Annotated in this window: 17 protein-coding genes; 11 read left to right on the top strand and 6 right to left on the bottom strand. The window is 68.0% G+C overall.

Translation table 11 applies throughout. From position 1 onward, the window contains the following. Window positions 1-1,570: thioredoxin domain-containing protein (locus tag IZR01_RS39205; protein ID WP_194926801.1), on the top strand; the 1,570-nt coding region annotated here is incomplete at its 5' end. Here IZR01_RS39205 and IZR01_RS39200 read toward each other — a convergent pair. Together IZR01_RS39200 and IZR01_RS39195 are read right to left on the bottom strand one after the other, a co-directional pair. Next, window positions 1,567-2,520 (bottom strand): hypothetical protein, encoded by a 954-nt coding sequence (locus IZR01_RS39200; protein WP_194926800.1) that lies wholly within the window; start codon window positions 2,518-2,520, stop codon window positions 1,567-1,569. The two genes, IZR01_RS39205 and IZR01_RS39200, sit on opposite strands and share 4 nt — an antisense overlap. Before the next feature lie 40 nt (window positions 2,521-2,560). Beyond that, window positions 2,561-3,061, bottom strand: coding sequence for a SigE family RNA polymerase sigma factor (locus tag IZR01_RS39195; protein ID WP_194926799.1), 501 nt, complete (start codon window positions 3,059-3,061; stop codon window positions 2,561-2,563). A 628-nt stretch (window positions 3,062-3,689) separates the two neighbouring features. On the opposite strand from IZR01_RS39195, the gene abmR reads away from it, so the two are divergent. The 3 genes from abmR (at window position 3,690) to IZR01_RS39180 (ending at window position 5,828) form a co-directional block, all read left to right on the top strand. Further along, the gene (gene abmR, locus IZR01_RS39190; RefSeq protein ID WP_194926798.1) at window positions 3,690-4,271 is read left to right on the top strand and encodes an ATP-binding transcription factor AbmR; all 582 of its coding nucleotides are present in this window, start codon (window positions 3,690-3,692) and stop codon (window positions 4,269-4,271) included. Between the two features lie 147 nt (window positions 4,272-4,418). Next, on the top strand, window positions 4,419-5,429 hold the full coding sequence (locus IZR01_RS39185) for an NAD-dependent epimerase/dehydratase family protein (RefSeq protein WP_194898247.1): 1,011 nt from the start codon (window positions 4,419-4,421) through the stop codon (window positions 5,427-5,429). A gap of 36 nt (window positions 5,430-5,465) precedes the next feature. After that, entirely contained in the window at window positions 5,466-5,828 is a 363-nt protein-coding gene (locus IZR01_RS39180) for a YbjQ family protein (protein ID WP_194926797.1), read from the top strand. Window positions 5,829-5,926: 98 nt separating this feature from the next. On the opposite strand, the gene IZR01_RS39175 is transcribed toward IZR01_RS39180, so the two are convergent. The 3 genes from IZR01_RS39175 to IZR01_RS39165 form a co-directional block, all read right to left on the bottom strand. Next, on the bottom strand, window positions 5,927-6,586 hold the full coding sequence (locus IZR01_RS39175; protein WP_323746635.1) for a DUF1707 SHOCT-like domain-containing protein: 660 nt from the start codon (window positions 6,584-6,586) through the stop codon (window positions 5,927-5,929). Window positions 6,587-6,754: 168 nt separating this feature from the next. Then, window positions 6,755-7,459 carry a FadR/GntR family transcriptional regulator gene (locus IZR01_RS39170; protein WP_323746636.1) on the bottom strand — a complete coding sequence of 235 codons (705 nt, stop codon included), beginning with the start codon at window positions 7,457-7,459 and terminating at the stop codon, window positions 6,755-6,757. Between the two features lie 12 nt (window positions 7,460-7,471). Beyond that, window positions 7,472-8,953, bottom strand: coding sequence for a CynX/NimT family MFS transporter (locus IZR01_RS39165; protein ID WP_194898249.1), 1,482 nt, complete (start codon window positions 8,951-8,953; stop codon window positions 7,472-7,474). 104 nt (window positions 8,954-9,057) lie between these two features. Here IZR01_RS39165 and IZR01_RS39160 point away from each other — a divergent pair, with 104 nt between their 5' ends. The 7 genes from IZR01_RS39160 (at window position 9,058) to IZR01_RS39130 (ending at window position 14,839) form a co-directional block, all read left to right on the top strand. Beyond that, window positions 9,058-10,710, top strand: a complete 1,653-nt coding sequence (locus IZR01_RS39160) for a fumarate hydratase (protein ID WP_194898250.1) — start codon at window positions 9,058-9,060, stop codon at window positions 10,708-10,710. Window positions 10,711-10,903: 193 nt separating this feature from the next. Continuing rightward, window positions 10,904-11,113, top strand: coding sequence for a hypothetical protein (locus tag IZR01_RS39155; RefSeq protein WP_228555750.1), 210 nt, complete (start codon window positions 10,904-10,906; stop codon window positions 11,111-11,113). Next, the gene (locus IZR01_RS39150) at window positions 11,097-11,606 is read left to right on the top strand and encodes a DUF6879 family protein (RefSeq protein ID WP_194898251.1); all 510 of its coding nucleotides are present in this window, start codon (window positions 11,097-11,099) and stop codon (window positions 11,604-11,606) included. The genes IZR01_RS39155 and IZR01_RS39150 overlap by 17 nt, the downstream gene beginning before the upstream one ends. Then, window positions 11,603-12,430 (top strand): helix-turn-helix domain-containing protein, encoded by an 828-nt coding sequence (locus tag IZR01_RS39145; RefSeq protein WP_194898259.1) that lies wholly within the window; start codon window positions 11,603-11,605, stop codon window positions 12,428-12,430. The genes IZR01_RS39150 and IZR01_RS39145 overlap by 4 nt, the downstream gene beginning before the upstream one ends. Before the next feature lie 132 nt (window positions 12,431-12,562). Further along, window positions 12,563-12,844: a hypothetical protein gene (locus IZR01_RS39140; protein WP_194898252.1), complete on the top strand. Its 282-nt coding sequence runs from the start codon at window positions 12,563-12,565 to the stop codon at window positions 12,842-12,844. Between the two features lie 518 nt (window positions 12,845-13,362). Beyond that, the gene (locus IZR01_RS39135) at window positions 13,363-13,902 is read left to right on the top strand and encodes an NUDIX domain-containing protein (RefSeq protein ID WP_194898253.1); all 540 of its coding nucleotides are present in this window, start codon (window positions 13,363-13,365) and stop codon (window positions 13,900-13,902) included. A 91-nt stretch (window positions 13,903-13,993) separates the two neighbouring features. Continuing rightward, window positions 13,994-14,839 carry a hypothetical protein gene (locus tag IZR01_RS39130; protein WP_194898254.1) on the top strand — a complete coding sequence of 282 codons (846 nt, stop codon included), beginning with the start codon at window positions 13,994-13,996 and terminating at the stop codon, window positions 14,837-14,839. A 993-nt stretch (window positions 14,840-15,832) separates the two neighbouring features. Here IZR01_RS39130 and IZR01_RS39125 read toward each other — a convergent pair. Then, on the bottom strand, window positions 15,833-16,564 hold the full coding sequence (locus IZR01_RS39125) for a hypothetical protein (RefSeq protein WP_194926796.1): 732 nt from the start codon (window positions 16,562-16,564) through the stop codon (window positions 15,833-15,835). Between the last annotated feature and the right edge of the window lie 239 nt (window positions 16,565-16,803).

Raw genomic sequence — 16,803 nt, 5'->3', positions numbered from 1 at the left:
GTTGGGTGGTGCGGTCGGGGTGTTGTTGCGGGAGTTCGATGCCGAGCGGGGTGGGTTCGGGGGTGCGCCGAAGTTTCCGCCGTCGATGACGTTGGAGCAGTTGCTGCGGCATCATGCGCGGACCGGGGATGTGGACGCGCTCGCGATGGTGTTGCGGACGTGTGAGGCGATGGCGCGGGGCGGTATCTACGACCAGCTCGGCGGGGGTTTCGCGCGCTACTCCGTGGACAACGCGTGGGTGGTGCCGCACTTCGAGAAGATGCTGTATGACAATGCCCTGCTTCTCCGGGCCTACCTGCATCTGCGTCGGGCGACCGGTGATGAGCTGGCGTTGCGCGTCGTCAATCAGACCGCCGGTTGGATGCTGCGGGAGCTGTGGCTGGAAGGTGCCGGTGGCGGGTTCGCCTCCTCGCTCGACGCCGACACGGACGGAGTCGAGGGCAAGTTCTACGCCTGGGACGCCGACCAGCTGGTCGATGTCCTCGGCGAGCAGGACGGGGCCTGGGCCGCGGAGGTCTTCAATGTGACGGCCGAGGGCACCTTCGAGCACGGCCTGTCCGTCCTGCGGCTGTTGCAGGAGCCTGATGATCAGGGCCGGTTCGAGCATGTTCGCTCCCGGCTGTTCGAGGCACGCCGCGATCAGCGCACGGCGCCGGGCCGTGATGACAAGGCCGTGGCGGCGTGGAACGGGCTCGCGGTGGCGGCGTTGGCTGAGGCCGGGGCGGTGACCGGGCGGCCGGAGCTGGTGGCGGCGGCGCGGCAGACTGCTGAGATGCTGGAGCGCGTCCACTGGGACGGCGAGGCGGGGCGGCTGACGCGTACCTCGCGCGATGGTGTTGCGGGCAGCCAGAATCCGGGCGTGCTGGAGGACTACGCGAACGTCGCCGAGGGCCTGCTCGCGCTGTACGGCGTGACCGGTGAGCCGCGCTGGTTCGCGTTCGCGGGCCGGTTGTTGGACGTCGTCCTCGAGGAGTTCCGTGATGAATCAGGACTCTTCTACGACACCGCCGCCGACGCCGAGGCCCTGATCTTCCGGCCGGCCGATCCGACCGACAACGCCTCGCCCGCCGGCACCTCCGCCGCGGCCGGTGCCCTGCTGACCTACGCCGCGCTCACCGGTTCGGGACGCCATCGCGAGGCCGCGGAGCAGGCGCTGCGCTTCACCGGCGCGCTGGCCGAGAAGGCGCCGAGGTTCGCGGGCTGGGGGCTGGCGGTCGCCGAGGCGGTGGCGGACGGGCCCCGTGAGGTGGCGCTCGTGGGTGAGTGGGGTGCGGGAACGTCAGACGGTGCCGGGACAGGCGACAAAGCAGACAAGGGCGACGGCGGCGCCGACGAATCACCCAGCAGCCAGGCCTTCCGCGCCCTGCACCAGATCGTCTTCGCCAGCAGCGCCCCGGGCCTGGTCATCGCGGTGACCCCGGCGGTCGGGACGGCGGACGGCGAAATCCTCCCCGAACTGCTCAGCGACCGGCCCACCATCAACGGTGAACCGGCCGCGTACGTCTGCCGTGGCTTCGTATGTCAGACCCCGACGACAGACCTCTCCGAGTTGGCGCTACAGCTGCGCTAGTTCTTGCCGGAGCCGACGTCGGAGCCGGACCCGGTCCCCGAATTCGGGTGAACGGCCTTCTCCTTCAGGGAGTCAGCCTTCGCCCCGCTGGGCACGCTCCGCGCCGGCGGAGCGGGCACCGACGCGATCGCCTTGTTCCATACCGGCGACTGCACGACCTTCGTGGCCTGATCCACCGTCAGCGGCAGTGCCGAGGCGGTGGTGCCGCCCTTCTCCTGGGCCTGGTTGAGGACCTGGAAGTCGACCAGGATGCCGTCGGTGCGGTACCACGAGACTTCGATCCGCTTCGAGGTCGGGTCGCCGTTGCCGGCCGGCCACTCGGGCCCGTTGAATATCTCCAGGTGCGAGCCGTCGGGCAGGTTCTGCACGGAGAAGTACGGCGGCAGCGAGCCGTTCGGGTCCTGCCAGGCCTCGCGGTTGACGACCAGTGAGACGCTACCGACCCCGGCCGGGTAGCTGACCTGCAGGGTGGCGAAGGGCCCGCCGGCGTCGCCCGTCCCGGCCTTGTACAGCACCTTCTCGTTGCTGAAGTGGTACGGCTGTAGCGTCTGCTTCAGCCACGTCACCATGTCGTCGCCGCTCACCGGCGGCGCGGCCGGGGTGGCCGGGCTGCTCGCGCTGCTCGGGCTGTTCGGGGCGGGGGCCGGGGGGGACGTCGGCGCGGCGAGCGCGCCATTCTGTGAGGTGGTGTGCGAGGTGCCGTGCGACAAGGCGGCCGATCCGGCCGAGACGCTCGTCCCCGAACCGTCGCTGCCGCCATGGTCGGGGACGACCATCGCCACCGTGCCGAACACCGCGGCCACGCCGAGCGTCGCGCCGGAGATCTGGGAGAAGCGGCGGGTGCGGCGTTTGCGCACGCCCCGCTCGATGCCGCCGGCGGTCAGCTTGCCGACGTTGGGGTGCAGGTCCTCTGTCGCGGTGCGCATGACACCGGCCAAGTCTTCAGGCATGTCAGCTTCCTTCTTTTTCGGAGCCACAGGGTTCTGATCTTCAGGTGAGGGCGAGATCCGGAAGCAGATCACCCAGCGAGCCCCGCAGCCGGGCCAGGGCCCGGTTGGTGCGGGTGCGCACCGCGCCGGAGCTGGCGCCCATGATGTGCGCCACCTCCTCAACGCTGCGGTCCTCCCAGAACCGCAGGACCAGCACGGCGCGGTCCTTGGCCGGCAGGGCCGCCAGGCCATCCAGCAAGGTCACGCGCAGGGAGGCGTCCGCCTCGTGGAACTCGGCCTCCGGCAGTCGGGACGAGGGCAGCTCCCGGGAGCTGCGCTTGCGCCGGGCCGAGATGAACGTCCGGGTCAGCACGGTCTGCGCGTAGGCGTCCGGGTTCTCGATCCGCCGCTTGCGCCCCCACACCGCGTAGACCTTGCCCAGCGTCTCCTGGACCAGGTCTTCGGCTTGGTGCCAGTCCCCGCTCATCAGGTACGCGGTACGGAACAGGTGTGGAGTCCGCGCCGAGGCGAACTCCAGGAACTCATCGTCGTGCTTCGCCATGGGCCACCCCGCGCTTCCCTCGTCGAACATTCCACCCGTACCGACGCAGGGCCTGCGGTCCGTGTTACAGACACTTCAATGCGTATTTCTACGTCGCCTGACGGATCAGGCTCCTGGTGCCCCGCGCCTACATTGGAGCCCGGCGCCGGAACAGGCAGCTGGCGCCGATGAACGCGTTCAGAACGATGCCACGAGAACCACTCATGCCGTACGGACCCGGGGTGTGGCCCGGCCCGATACGCCGCGACGGGTGGTGACGACGAGGGCGGTGCGACGTCTGAGTCGTCCACGATCGACCCGGCATAGATAAATAGACAAATTCACAGAGAGACGGTCACTGAGAGAAGCCTTCGAGAGGTCTTCGCGAGGGTCAACGGCGTCCCGTTGTGTGGACGGGTGCCGGTACCCGCGCTGGCTGGTGAAAGGACTGCAAGGACTGAAGGGCTAGAAGGAACTGGAGATTGCGGTGAAGCCGCGCGTGTGGCGCGCACACTGATCGACACAGGTCTCGCAGACCTCCCTGGGGGACCAGGGGCAGGGCCGGGCGTTCGCTGATGGCGAACGCCCGGCCCTCAGTCGTGTGCTCGGGAAGCTGTCGTAGTCGATGTAATCGTGTAATCGTGGATACATGAGTACACGGGAAGAACTGATCGAGAAGACCAGAGGGTGGTTCACGGGACGGCTGCCGGAGGACCTGTTCGAGGGCGCGCCGGAGGTCACCGTCGACCGTGAGGAGATCACGGTGGTCGGGCGGATACCGGAGCCCGCATATGCCGAAGGGGCCTCGGAGGCGGAGAAGGCCGCCGCCGTCGAAGGCCGGATCAAGGAGTTCCGGGAGCGCACGCGCGAGGCGCGGATGGCCGTGGCCCGGGACGCGGAGCACAAGTTCAGGCGCAAGGTCTCCTGGGGTGTGCGGTGCGGGGACCAGGGGCGGTTGTACACGCACCTGTCCGTGCCGGTGATGACCCGGCTGAAGCAGCCCGAGCGCGCGTTGCTGGACACCCTGGTGGACGGCGGTGTGGCGCGCAGTAGGAGCGAGGCGCTGGCCTGGTGCGTACGGCTCGTGGAGAAGCACGCCGGCGACTGGGTCGGCGACCTGCGGGACGCGATGCGCAAGGTCGAGGTGGTCCGGGAAGCCGGGCCGGACCGTGATGGCGGGCAGGCGGACGACGGCGGGCACGGGGACGACGCCGGGCACGTGGACGCCTAGTCTCCTGAGCCAGGGAGCCAGGAGACTAGTTCATCGGGGGAGTTTCACGGGGCGCCCGCTGCCGCCTTCGGGGCAGCTCATTACGGTTCGCTGAACAGCGGCGTCGCATGGGGTGCGGCGCCGCTTTCGGCGTCTAGCGTCGACGGCATGAGGGTTCTGGTCACCGGTTCCGCCGGGTTCATCGGGTCGCATGTCGTCGAGGCGCTGACGGCGGCCGGGCACGAGGTCGAGACGTTGGACCTGGTGGACGGCGCCGACGTGCGCGACGCCGGCGAGGTTCGCAGAGCCCTGCGCGGGGTGGACGCGGTCTGCCACCAGGCGGCGAAGGTCGGTCTGGACCGGACGGTCGCCGACGCGCCGGACTACGTGTCCCACAACGACTTCGGGACGTCTGTCCTGCTGGCCGGGATGGCTGAGACGGGAGTGCGCGCGCTGGTCTTCGCCTCGTCGATGGTCGTCTACGGCGAAGGCCGGTACGAGTGTCCCGAGCACGGCTGGGTCCGTCCCGGCCCGCGCCGCGAGGACGATCTGATCGCAGGGTCCTTCGAACCGCCGTGCCCGATCTGCGCAGAGCCGTTGGCCCCCGGTCTGGTCGGCGAGGACGCGCCGCTGGACCCGCGCAACGTCTACGCCGCCTCGAAGGTGATGACCGAGTACCTGGCGGCGTCCTGGGTGCGGCTGGCCGACGGCGTCCGGGCCGTGGCCCTGCGCTACCACAACGTCTACGGCCCCCGGCTGCCACGCGACACGCCCTACGCGGGAGTCGCGGCACTGTTCCGCTCGGCCCTGCTGCGGGGCGAGGCGCCGGCGGTGTTCGAGGACGGCGGCCAGCGGCGGGACTTCGTCCACGTGCGGGACGTCGCGACCGCGAACGTGGCCGCTCTGGAGTGGGCTTTCGACACGGCCGGACGTGGGGCGAGCGAGCTGCGCGCCTACAACGTCGGCAGCGGAACGCCGCGCACCGTCGGCGAGATGGCCGCCGAACTGGCCCGGGCGATGGCCGGTCCGGCGCCGGTGGTGACCGGCGGCTACCGGCTCGGGGACGTCCGGCACATCACGGCGTCCAGCGCCCGGATCCGCGACGAACTCGGTTGGCGGCCGCGGGTCGACTTCGCCGACGGGATGGCGGAGTTCGCGCTAACCCATTCGCTCGCCTAGCGCGCCGATCGCGGGGCCGCTGCCCAAGCTGGTGCTATGAGTACTGACTACAGCGGCGGCCAGGACCCTGCGAACAGCGTGATGGTGAGCACGATGAACGACCTGCCCGGCTTCCGGATCGAACGGGTGTTGGGCGAGTGCTTCGGGCTGACGGTCCGCGCGCGCAACATCGGCAGCTCGTTCGGGTCGGCGATGAAGTCGCTGAAGGGCGGCGAGCTGAAGGGGCAGACCAAGATGCTCGTCGACAGCCGGATGGAGGCGATGGCCCGGCTGACCGAGGAAGCTGCGAACCGGGGTGGCAACGCCGTGCTGGCGATGCGGTTCGAGACCTCGCCGGGCGAGCTCGGAACTGAGATCTGCGCTTACGGGACCGCGTGCGTGGCCAGCCCGATCAACTAGGGCTTAACTCAACCAGGGCTTGGCTCGACCAGGGCTAGCTCAACCGGGGCTTAGCTCGACCAGGGTCAGCTCGACCAGAGCTAGTCGGCGTAGTCCACTCAGCGCCCGAGGAACTTGCCGAGCTTCTTCGGCTTGGGATACCGCACCGAGACCTCGCCGAACAACGCGATCCCGCGCAGCACCACGACCGGCGAGTCCGGGGTGATCGGCACGTCGCCGGCGGCGTTGCGGTCCGAGCCGCTGCGCGACCCGAAGACCGCGGTGCCCTCGTCCCGCACCACGACGCCGTGCGGCACCTTGATCTCGATCGAGCCGAACACCGCGTTCGCGACGATGACCACCTCGCGCTGGGTCAGCACGGCCTCCCGCAGGTCGATCGTGACCTGGCCGAAGATCGCCGCGGCGGTGGTCTGGGACGGCACCAGCCAGCGTCCGCCGCGCTTCTGCTCGGCGAAGACCGCGGTGACGCTGGAGCCCGGCGCGTAGTCGGCGGGCATCGCCGGAATCGGGTTGCCCGGGCCCGGCACGGGGGACGCGGTGTGGGTGTGGCGCTGCGGCAGGTCCGACAGCAACGGCGTCAGTTCGCCGAGCGTCTTGGCCTGATACGTGCGGTCCAGACGCTCGTTGTGCTCCTCGACGTCCAGACGGCCCTCGGCGTAGGCCTCCCGGAGGGCTTCGGCCACGCGGTCCCGGTCGGCGTCGGAGGCGCGCATGGTGTTGTGGGGATCGTTGGCCGGAAAAGCTGCGGGCACGCTCACCTTGTGCACTATACGCGGGGCGATCGTGGGAAGGGCTTGTCGTCGCCGGGCTCGGCGGGCTCGGCGAGGCCGGCGGGCCTCAGCGGGCTCGGGGGTTCGGGAGGCTCGGCGGAACTCGGCGGGTTCGGCGGGCTGAACGGGGCCGCGAGGCGCGATCTGAGGCGGCGCCTACTCTTCAGCGCTTGTCTCGACGTTCAGCGAGGCCTCCCGCACGGCCGCCTCGGGGTCCCCGGCGCGCACGGCGTCCAGCAGGGTGCTGTGCCCGGCGACGAGGAACCGGTCGAAGTTGGTACGCAGGGCCCGGTCGTACAGAACAGTGCGCAGCGCGCTGCCGATCTCCAGGTAGAGGTCGAGCAGCAGGGGGTTCCCGGCGGCGGCGACCATCGCGGTGTGGAAGTTCGCGTCCGCCTCGACCCACTCGTCGACCCACGAGTTGTCGCCCGGACTGGCCTTCTCGACCTTGCGCGCCGCCACGTCGCGGGCGGCCAGGGCGTCTGTGCACGCGTCGAGGTCGGCGGCGTCGGCCCGGCCGGCGGCCAGTCGCGCGGCCTCGACCTCGATGGCGCGGCGGACTTCCTGCACGTGGTCGTGCGTCGTCGCCTGGATCTCGCGGCGCAGGGCACCGGACAGCTCGCTTCGGGCCCGGACGTACGTCCCGTCGCCGCGGCGCACTTCCAGCAGCCCGGCGTGCGCCAGCGCCCGCACCGCCTCGCGGACCGTGCCGCGCCCCACGTTCAGGGCCTCGACCAGCTCCGGTTCGGTGGGGATGCGGGTGTCCACGGGCCAGGCGCCGCTGCTGACCTGTTCGCGGAGCTTGTCGATGACTTCGTCGACCAGGGAGCCGCGCTGGATGCCGGTGAGTCCGTTCGCCACGACGGCAGTCTTTCAGTTCGCGGCCGGGGCCATCGAGTCGGACTCCCCGCCGGGCGCTGCCAACGTGCCGCGCTTGGGTGATCCCACGTAGGCCGCGACCACTCCCTGGGCCAGCACCACGACCACCATGATGGCCAGCGGGACGGTCCAGCTGTGCAGCGCGTGGCCCAGGAGGCCGAACATGATCGGGCCCATCGCGGCGATGAGGTAGCCGGCGGACTGGGAGAACGCGGACAGCGCCGCGGTGCCGGCCGGGGAGCCGCCGCGCAGCCCGATCATCGTCAGCACCAGCGGGAAGGCGGCCATGCCGATGCCGATCAGGACCGCGGCCAGGTAGGCCAGCGAGGCCGGGGCGACGATCAGGGTGCCGAACCCGAGGGCGAAGACCACGCCGAGGGCCATGGCCAGCAGCCGCTGGCTGGGCAGCCGGGCGGCGGTCAGCGGCACGATGAACGACAGCGGCGCGTTGACCGCGAACGTCACGCTCAGCACGGTGCCGGCGGCCGCCGAGGACATGCCGTGGTCGTGCAGCACGGTCGGGATCCAGCCCATGACCACGTAGCCGGACATGCTCTGCAGGCCGAAGGCGACGGTCATGGCCCAGGCCAGCTTGGACTTGGCCAGCGACTTCAGCGGGATGTGCGGAGCCTGCGCGGCGGTGGCGGCCGTGCGGTCGTGGCGGCGGCGGTGCGGGTGGCTGGCCATCCACAGCGCCAGGCCGGCCAGGGCCGGGATGGTCCAGAACTCCAGGCCGCGGGAGGGGCCGCCGAGGGTGTCGGACAGCGGGACGGCGATGCCCGCGGCGACGGTCGAGCCCAGGGCGATCATCGTGGAGTAGATGCCGGTGATGGCGCCGATCCGGTGCGGGAAGTAGGTGCGCACCACGACCGGCAGCAGCACGTTGCCCAGCGCGATGCCGACGCCGGCCAGGACCGAACCGCCCAGCAGGCCCGGGACGTCCGGGATGCCGCGCACCGCGGAGCCGGCGACCAGGACCGCCAGGCTCGCGGCCAGCACCGAGCCGGCGCCGTGCCGACGGGCCAGCCAGGAGCCGGCGGGACCGGCGAAGGCGAAGATCACGACCCAGAGCGTGGGGAGCAGGGTGACGACGCCGGCCCCGAGGTGCAGGCGGTCGCGGAGCTGGTCCAGCAGCGGGCCGGTGGAGGAGACGCCGAGCCGCAGGTTGGCCGCGACCAGGATGATCCCGGCCAGGATCAGCGCGCCGCCGGCCAGGTGCTGCTGGTCGCGCTCCTCGGGGTCGGCCGGTTCGGTGGGCTCGCCCAGGCGCTCGATGGTTTCCAGGGCTGTGGTGGTTTTGAGAGTTCCGGCGGTTTCGAGAGTTCCGGCGCTTTTGAGGGCTCCCGCGCTGTCGAGGGCGCCGGTGGTCTCAGTCTCAGGGCTTTCGACGAGCTCGGCGGGACCGTCGTGGCCGGTGCGGCCGGTGCGGCGGTGCTTGCCCCGGGACGCGCCGGGCCGATCGAGCGATATCGTCATGCGTCCGATGGTAAGACGTATGATGTTTAGCGGCAACTTCCCGTGCGGCGGGTGTGGCACACGGCACAAGCAGGGGCTCCGTGGGGCGTGAGTACGCTGGAGACATGCCTGACTTCGAGTACGCCGACCTCCTCCCAGCGGGGCCGGACGAGACCCCGTACCGCCTGCTCACCACCGAGGGCGTCAGCACCGTCGAGGCCGGCGGGCGCACGTTCCTGCAGGTGGAGCCGGAGGCGCTGCGGCTGCTCACCGAGACCGCGATGCACGACATCGCGCACTACCTGCGGCCCACCCACCTGCAGCAGCTGCGGAACATCCTGGACGACCCCGAGGCCTCGCCGAACGACCGGTTCGTGGCGCTGGACCTGCTGAAGAACGTCAACATCTCGGCCGGCGGCGTGCTGCCGATGTGCCAGGACACCGGCACCGCGATCGTGATGGGCAAGCGCGGCCAGAACGTGCTGACCGCCGGCGGCGACGAGGCGCACATCGCGCGCGGGGTGTACGACGCCTACACCCGGCTGAACCTGCGGTACTCGCAGATGGCGCCGCTGACGATGTGGGACGAGAAGAACACCGGCTCGAACCTGCCGGCGCAGGTCGAGCTGTACGCCACCGACGGCGAGGCGTACAAGTTCCTGTTCATGGCCAAGGGCGGCGGTTCGGCGAACAAGTCATACCTGTATCAGGAGACGAAGGCGATCCTGAACCCCAAGGCGATGATGAGGTTCCTGGAGGAGAAGATCCGCTCCCTGGGCACCGCGGCCTGCCCGCCGTACCACCTGGCGATCGTGATCGGCGGCACCTCGGCGGAGTTCGCGCTCAAGACGGCCAAGTACGCCTCCGCGCACTACCTGGACACGATGCCGAAGCAGGGCTCGATCACCGCGCACGGCTTCCGCGATCTGGAGCTGGAGGCCGAGGTGCTGGAACTGACCCGGCAGATCGGCATCGGCGCGCAGTTCGGCGGCAAGTACTTCTGCCACGACGTGCGCGTCATCCGCCTGCCCCGGCACGGCGCCTCGCTGCCGGTGGCGCTGGCCGTCTCCTGCTCGGCCGACCGCCAGGCGCTGGGCAAGATCACCAGCGAGGGCGTGTTCCTGGAACAGCTGGAGTTCGAGCCCGGCCACTTCCTCCCGGAGACCACGGACGAGCACCTCGACGACGACGTGGTCCGCGTCGACCTGACCCGCCCGATGTCCGAGATCCGCTCGGAGCTGTCGCAGTACCCGGTGAAGACCCGGCTGTCGCTGACCGGCACCCTGGTCGTGGCCCGCGACATCGCGCACGCCAAGATCAAGGAACGCCTCGACGCCGGCGAGCCGATGCCGCAGTACATGAAGGACCACCCGGTGTACTACGCCGGCCCGGCCAAGACCCCCGAGGGCTACGCCTCCGGCTCCTTCGGCCCGACCACCGCCGGCCGCATGGACTCCTACGTGGCGCAGTTCCAGGCCGCCGGCGGCTCGATGGTGATGCTGGCGAAGGGCAACCGCTCCAAGCAGGTCACCGACGCCTGCGCCGAACACGGCGGCTTCTACCTCGGCTCGATCGGCGGCCCCGCGGCCCGCCTGGCGTTGGACTGCATCAAGAAGGTCGAGGTGCTGGAGTACGCCGAGCTCGGGATGGAGGCCGTGTGGCGGATCGAGGTGGAGGACTTCCCGGCTTTCATCGTGGTGGATGACAAGGGGAATGACTTCTTCCAGGACACGACCGGTCCGGTGATGCGGATCGGGAACAAGCCGCCGACTGCGTGATCACAGGGCTCTGACGAGCCACAACGAGAGGCCCCGGCGTGTCGGATGACGTGCTGGGGCCTTGTGTTTAGGCGCTCATGCGCGAACGTGACTACCGGTCTATGCGAGAACGTGACTAGCCGTTGACCGGCTGCTGAGCCGTCCCTAGCCTCGCCAATAGTGATCAGGCCATCACCAGCGAGGGAGACACGCTGTGAAGCTCACGCTTATCAGTGGCGGGGACTGCGACCCTGAGCAAGGCGACGACTGTAAGTCTGGCGACTGCCCGACCGTGTTCGTCACGGACCGGGGTACTGTCGCCGTTCAGGGCTACGTGGTGGACCGCGCGACACCAGATGGAGAGGGGATTGTGGAGATCCCCCGAGAGATCTTGTTGGAGGCTGCCCGTGCTCTTGGCCGGTGATGAGTGGGCTCGGTACTTCACGAGTTTCACACGGTCCGCGTTCCGGCTGGAGACGCTACCCGTGTACACGATGCCTGACGAGGCAGAGGAGTTCCTGGGATTCCTTGCAGGAGAGCTACCGTCTGAGGGCTATCACTACGGGTGGCTTGACACCGTTGCTACGGCGGCGGCTGAGGGCCGGCCAGTTCAGCGCGTCCGTGTTCTGCGACGGCCGCTGAGTGACTACATCCGCTATGAGTTCGCCTACGGGTATGACTACAACGTTCCCGCTGGTGAAGACATCCGTATTGTCGACATCACGGACCGCGATCCCGATTTTCCGTGCGAAGACTGGTGGCTTTTCGATGAGACCACCGTGGTTCGGATGCTGTACCGGCCGGATGGGACACAGATCGGTCGGGAGCTTGTAGAAGATCCCGACTTGGACCAGTACATCAAGTGGCGTGACCTGGCGCTTGCCGCGTCGGTTCCCTATGGGGAGTACCCGCACTGATTGAGCCTGAGGGGCAAGAACAACAGCGAGCCGACCTCGCCGCCGCTCTCAAGGAACTGCGGCGGGTTTCCGGCTTGTCCGGGGAACGTCTTGCTGTACGAACGGGGATGAGCCAAACCAAGATCAGCCGTATTGAAACCGGACGGGCGTTGCCCTCCGTCTTCGACGTGCAGGCCATCCTTCGAGCCCTCGAAGTGCCCAGGGTCCAAGCCGATGAGCTGATGGAACTCGCCCGGCTGGCGAACACCGAGTATCGAGACTTCCGCACTGAGCGCCGTACTGGGCTTCTCCAGTTGCAACGCGAGTTTGAGGCGCTTGAGCGCGACGCTCACGAGATCCGGCACTTCCTTCCCACCATGCTTACAGGGCTGTTGCAGACGCCCGAATACGCCAGAGCCACGGACATCGCGGCTCAGCCCAAGGCGCTCGCGAAGCGCCTTGCACGGCAAGCCGTGCTTTATGAGCGGTCCAAGTCGTTTACGTTCCTCCTTACTGAAGCGGCCGTGAGATGGCCGCTCTTGCCGTTTGATGCGATGGCCGTGCAGGTGGACCGCCTGATTTCCGTTGCGCTCTTACCGAGTGTGCGACTCGGTGTGACGCCGTTCCGGGCACCGCTGCCCGTGTCCCCGCTCAACGTCTTCACGATCTACGACGAAGTGCTGGCGACAGCGGAAACACTTGGCGGGATGATCATCATGCGTGATCCCCGAGACGTGGCCATTCACCTTGAAGAGTTCCGGGAGTTCGAGCGATTCACGCTCTGGGGTACCGATGCAACCGACCTCTTGGCGTCGCTCGCGGCGGAGTTCCGCGCCCGCGCCTGAGCAATCTATGCAATCTATGCGAGTACGTGACTCGTCCTATCCGGCCTTCTACCTGCGTCGTTATGGTCTAAAAGATCTGAGACGTACAGAAGGGAACAGGCCGTGAGGACGACAAGCCACGCAATCACTGCCGTGAAGCCGATGACCGGTCCGGCGGAGCCCGGACGCTACTTCGTTGCCAACCAGCGGTGCGTGCCGGTGGCCATGCTCAAGCCTGGCCAGTGGGTGCACCTGGACCCGGACTCGGCCTGGCACGAGGTGGCGAAGGTGGGACGGCCCTACGACGCTCCGGTGCCGGGGACGGCTGCCAAACAGTGGCGCAAGTTCGTCACGGTGGAGTTTGCCAGCATCCCCGATCAGACGTTTCTTGCCAGCTCGAAGCTGTGGGCGCGCGACGACGAGGAAGGCAACTAGGAGAAGCCGGAGACAGGCATGTCGGTTCCGAGTAGTCAGACCAAGATGGCCTCTGCGCTCGTCCCCGAGGGCGCGTTCATCTTCCGCGATCACGTGGGTTGAGTCCAGGCCGAACGGGTCGAAGAGTGCGGGCCGTTAGTGAAGATCTTCAACATGGGCCACGCGGCGCCGATCCAGCTCCTCAACACCGAGGACGTAGACGTGTGCCTACCGCTGTGACTCCGAGACTCCCGCCGATCCCGTACCGGTCGGCGGGTCACCTGAGCCGGCCAATTGCTGTAAAGCACCCCCTGATCCACCCTTCCGCCTGTTGAGGCGACTTCCCCCCGTGGCGCGTGCCGGGCGGGCGGGTGCGCCACCGCTAAGCAGGAGAGAAGCTGTGACAACCGTTGGCGTGATTGTCGTACTGGTCATGCTTGGGTTCGCCTACCAGTCGTTCCATCAGGACACCGCATCCGGTGTTCAGTGTCCGGCGCGTTCGTCCGCGCCGTCACGGTGAGCCCTGACAGGCTGATCTGATGAGAGAACGAATCTGGACGTTCATCGGGAGGCACGCCGGGGGCGTGCAATGGCGCATCCTGTGGGTCACACAACCCAAATTCATCGTTGGCGTGTCCGGGCTCGTCAGGAACGAGCACGGGCAAGTTCTTCTGATCAAAGGCCGCATGTGGAAGCCGTCACGGCCGTGGGGGCTGGTCACCGGCTACGCGAAGGGTTGCGAGACGTGGGATCAGACGGTAGTGCGCGAAGCACGCGAGGAAACCGGCTACGTGGTGAAGACCCGACCTGAGCCGGTCGCGCTGGTGACCGGGTTCAAGCTCCGCGCGGAAGTCGTCTTTCTCGGCGAGTTCATCGGCGGAACCTACCGGCCGGACCCCAAAGAAGTTCTCGACGCCGGGTTCTTCGACCTCGACGCGCTACCAGACGGCCTGTTGCCGTCGCACAGAGACCTGATCCATCAGCATCGCTACTGGTTCAAGGGGGACAACGACAATGGGCGTGCTCACGCCGAACGAGAAGCTGACCGGGACCACGGAACAGAAGCGGGAGATCCTTGACCGGCTGACGCGGTACCGGACTGATCCCCGGCGCACGTTGCGCCTGGCAGAGAAGTATCCGCACCTGACGTTCTCCACTATGGATGAGGTCGTGGCCGACCTGTCCGGCCCAGATACAGAGGTGTTCGCGGCCGGTCTGGAGTTGGCCCGTGACCGCTTCGCCGCGTTGGGGCAATCGGAGTTGTTGCCTCAGGAACGGGTGTTCATGGCCGTGGCCTCAACGGCTGGCGGCTTCGGCGGTTTCCATGACCGGCTGTTGCCACGTCGCACGCCGGATGACACCCAAGCGCCCGGGTACCGGTATGTGCAGGCGGCGGCTGTGATCAGCCGCTACGGAGACCGGACCGGTATCACCCCCGCAGCGCCGGGCATGGTCGGGGCGGATCTCCTTCACGCCTACGTTCATGACTGCTGCCACTTCCTGACGTTCCGGTCGTACCGGCTCGGTGCCGATGATGGCGGATACGGCATTCACCGCTCACAGCACGGCATCAACTTCCGCCGGGCGTCCGGCAGCACCTACTCATCCCGCGACCCACAGGGTTCGACCACGACACGGAATCTCGGCGTCATCATGGAAGGCGCGTTCGATGTGGACGCGACCACCGTGACGCGGGAAGCCGTGACCAAGACCGGGCTTTCCTGCCCGCCTGGCGGCATCGACCACCACGCCTTCCTAGACGCCGTTGGGGAGGTTCAGGCGGTACCCGCCACGGCTCCGTGGCTTGAGTCGATGAACGGCTACGTGCAGGGCATCAACGCCCCATATGACGTGTTTTTATCGGAGGTAGGCGGACCCGACTCGCAGGAACTCCATGAGGTCATCATTACCGCGACTCTCGGCGGGAACCTGGTAACGCTCCAATCTTGGCTCGATGAGCGGTACGGGCCGGGCGAGTTCACGGCCCTGTTCCGGTCCGAGACGTACGCCGCGTAGCGCAGCAAGCGGATCTTCCGCTACGTGCCGCATCAGCCACCCTTTAGGTATCGAGTGAACGTTCAGACCGACCGTACGTCAGTGTTCGTGCATAGTTGGAGTTATGTCGGCTATTGCAACCGTGGTTGTGCCCCTGGCTAGCGGGCTTGGAGGCGCGTTGATCGGCACGTTGGGTGCGGTTTTCGGCCCGATCAAGCTTCAACGGGTACGGTCAGAGGAGGACCAGGAACAGCAGGCAGAGGCCCGCCGAGCAGAGGAGGAAGCGCAGATACTTGAGGCGATCTCAATGGTGCGAACCCAGGTACGCAGATGGCTTACCGCCGTTGAACTCGTATGGCAAGATCTCCTGGCGGGCGCTGCCTGCGATTCTGCGAGATTTGATAGCGCGGTCCTTCCGCCACTTGAGGCAGCGACAAGCGCTATTCACCTGTTAGTGCGGCGCGGGTTTCCGTTTGTCGAGAACGCTGAAAGGACGCCGCCCGTAAACGGGCTACACGAAATCACCGTTGCCGCGCGTGAGTTCGCTATAAGATTCAAGCCTGGTTCGCGGTTTAATGCCCCCTCCTTCGTGCAGGACGCACGCAAGCTCCACCAGTCGGTAAATGAATATTTTCTGGGACGATCGGCGGAGGTGCTAAAGATGTCGGCCACCCAGAAGGGGTTCCGCACTCTAGCCGTTAGTCCAGAATACACTGACTAAGGCTAGTAAAGCTCGCTTCTGCACCTTCCTTGGCGAAGGCAAGAAACGGCATGCCCGGACGTGGGACGACGTCGATACTTTCGAGCAGAAGGAGTCGGGAGAGGGCGACGTCAGTCGGGTCCTGCTGCGCACCGGTTCCGGACGCCGGCGCGTGCTGCCGGCGCCGATGAACGCGTCATGGGGGCTGGACAACGATCTGGGCGCGAAGGTTCGCGATCTGCGGGCGCGGCTGGCGATGGCTCGCGGCGAAGTCGAGGTGGGTGGCCGGTCGGCTGAGGTGCGCGGCCGCTGAGCTACTGCTTTCGCGCCATCGCCGCTTCGAGGATCGCTCTGGCATGCGCCTCGGCGACGGCCTCGTCGTTGAGGAGATAGGGCGGGCACGCCTCCATCGTTGGAGGCTGGGCGTCGGCCGGGGGCTGGCTGTCGCTGTCGGCCAGAGCCGCGATGAGCTCGGGGATCTGGTCGGCGCCGAGCTGGTGCGGGCGTAGTTCGGTCAGGCCGGTGAAGATGAACGCCACCTGGTTCTCGCCCGGGGTGTAGCGGAATTCGTACTCTGCGAAACCCGCGACGGCGCCGCCGATGTCGTTCCCGGTCTCCGCGGAGCTGCCGCGGGGTGTGCCGCGGGTCAGGGCGGCGCCCATGACGTCGGCGTCCTGGCCGCGGCGGGCGTTGGGGCGGGCGAGGAAGGGGCAGGTGAAGGCAGCGAAGAGCATGCAGGTGCGGTGGCCGGGCGCTTCGGGGGAGGGTGCCTTGTTGGCGACGCTGCGGCCGGCGGCCTGGGCCGCGACCAGTGCTTCCGTTTCGGCGGCTGCTATCACGCGGTAGACCGGGCCCGGCGGCATCGGGGTGCCGCAGATCGAGCAGCGGCGCTCGACTGCGCAGATCAGCGAGCGGGCGGCGCTGGTGATGGCGAACGTCGGGTTGCCTTCGGGATCGCGCGGCGTGATGGCCGGGGTGGGGTAGCCGCGGAGATCGTGCGGCAGGGCGGCTATCGCGGGCGGCACCGGGGTCGCGCGGGGCGTCATGGCGCTATTGAAGCACCGGCGCGGGGACTGTGGGGCGTGATCAACTGCGCGGTACGTGGCGGTAGCATCACGAAACGGTCATCACCGCGCAAAAGTTGATAACCGATCGGCAACAACCCTTGGCGTTTCAGCTATTTCTCAGCATGATTTGCTGGTGGGTCGGAGCTGGCGCTTCACCTGGGGCGGGGACTGATGAAGCGTCAGCTCCGCTTGCCGTTTTCCGGGCGGTGTGGGGCGGG

The organism is Catenulispora pinisilvae (genome assembly GCF_015356865.1).
GTDB lineage: Bacteria > Actinomycetota > Actinomycetes > Streptomycetales > Catenulisporaceae > Catenulispora > Catenulispora pinisilvae.
The sequence above is the reverse complement of the archived record's forward strand: the minus strand, read 5'-3'. Positions and strand labels throughout refer to the sequence as shown.

Coding starts and splice junctions, on each gene's coding strand:
- IZR01_RS39200 (WP_194926800.1), bottom strand. CDS start 2,520: ATGCCTGAAGACTTGGCCGGTGTCATGCGCACCGCGACAGAGGACCTG.
- IZR01_RS39195 (WP_194926799.1), bottom strand. CDS start 3,061: ATGGCGAAGCACGACGATGAGTTCCTGGAGTTCGCCTCGGCGCGGACT.
- abmR (WP_194926798.1), top strand. CDS start 3,690: ATGAGTACACGGGAAGAACTGATCGAGAAGACCAGAGGGTGGTTCACG.
- IZR01_RS39185 (WP_194898247.1), top strand. CDS start 4,419: ATGAGGGTTCTGGTCACCGGTTCCGCCGGGTTCATCGGGTCGCATGTC.
- IZR01_RS39180 (WP_194926797.1), top strand. CDS start 5,466: ATGAGTACTGACTACAGCGGCGGCCAGGACCCTGCGAACAGCGTGATG.
- IZR01_RS39165 (WP_194898249.1), bottom strand. CDS start 8,953: ATGACGATATCGCTCGATCGGCCCGGCGCGTCCCGGGGCAAGCACCGC.
- IZR01_RS39160 (WP_194898250.1), top strand. CDS start 9,058: ATGCCTGACTTCGAGTACGCCGACCTCCTCCCAGCGGGGCCGGACGAG.
- IZR01_RS39135 (WP_194898253.1), top strand. CDS start 13,363: ATGAGAGAACGAATCTGGACGTTCATCGGGAGGCACGCCGGGGGCGTG.
- IZR01_RS39125 (WP_194926796.1), bottom strand. CDS start 16,564: ATGACGCCCCGCGCGACCCCGGTGCCGCCCGCGATAGCCGCCCTGCCG.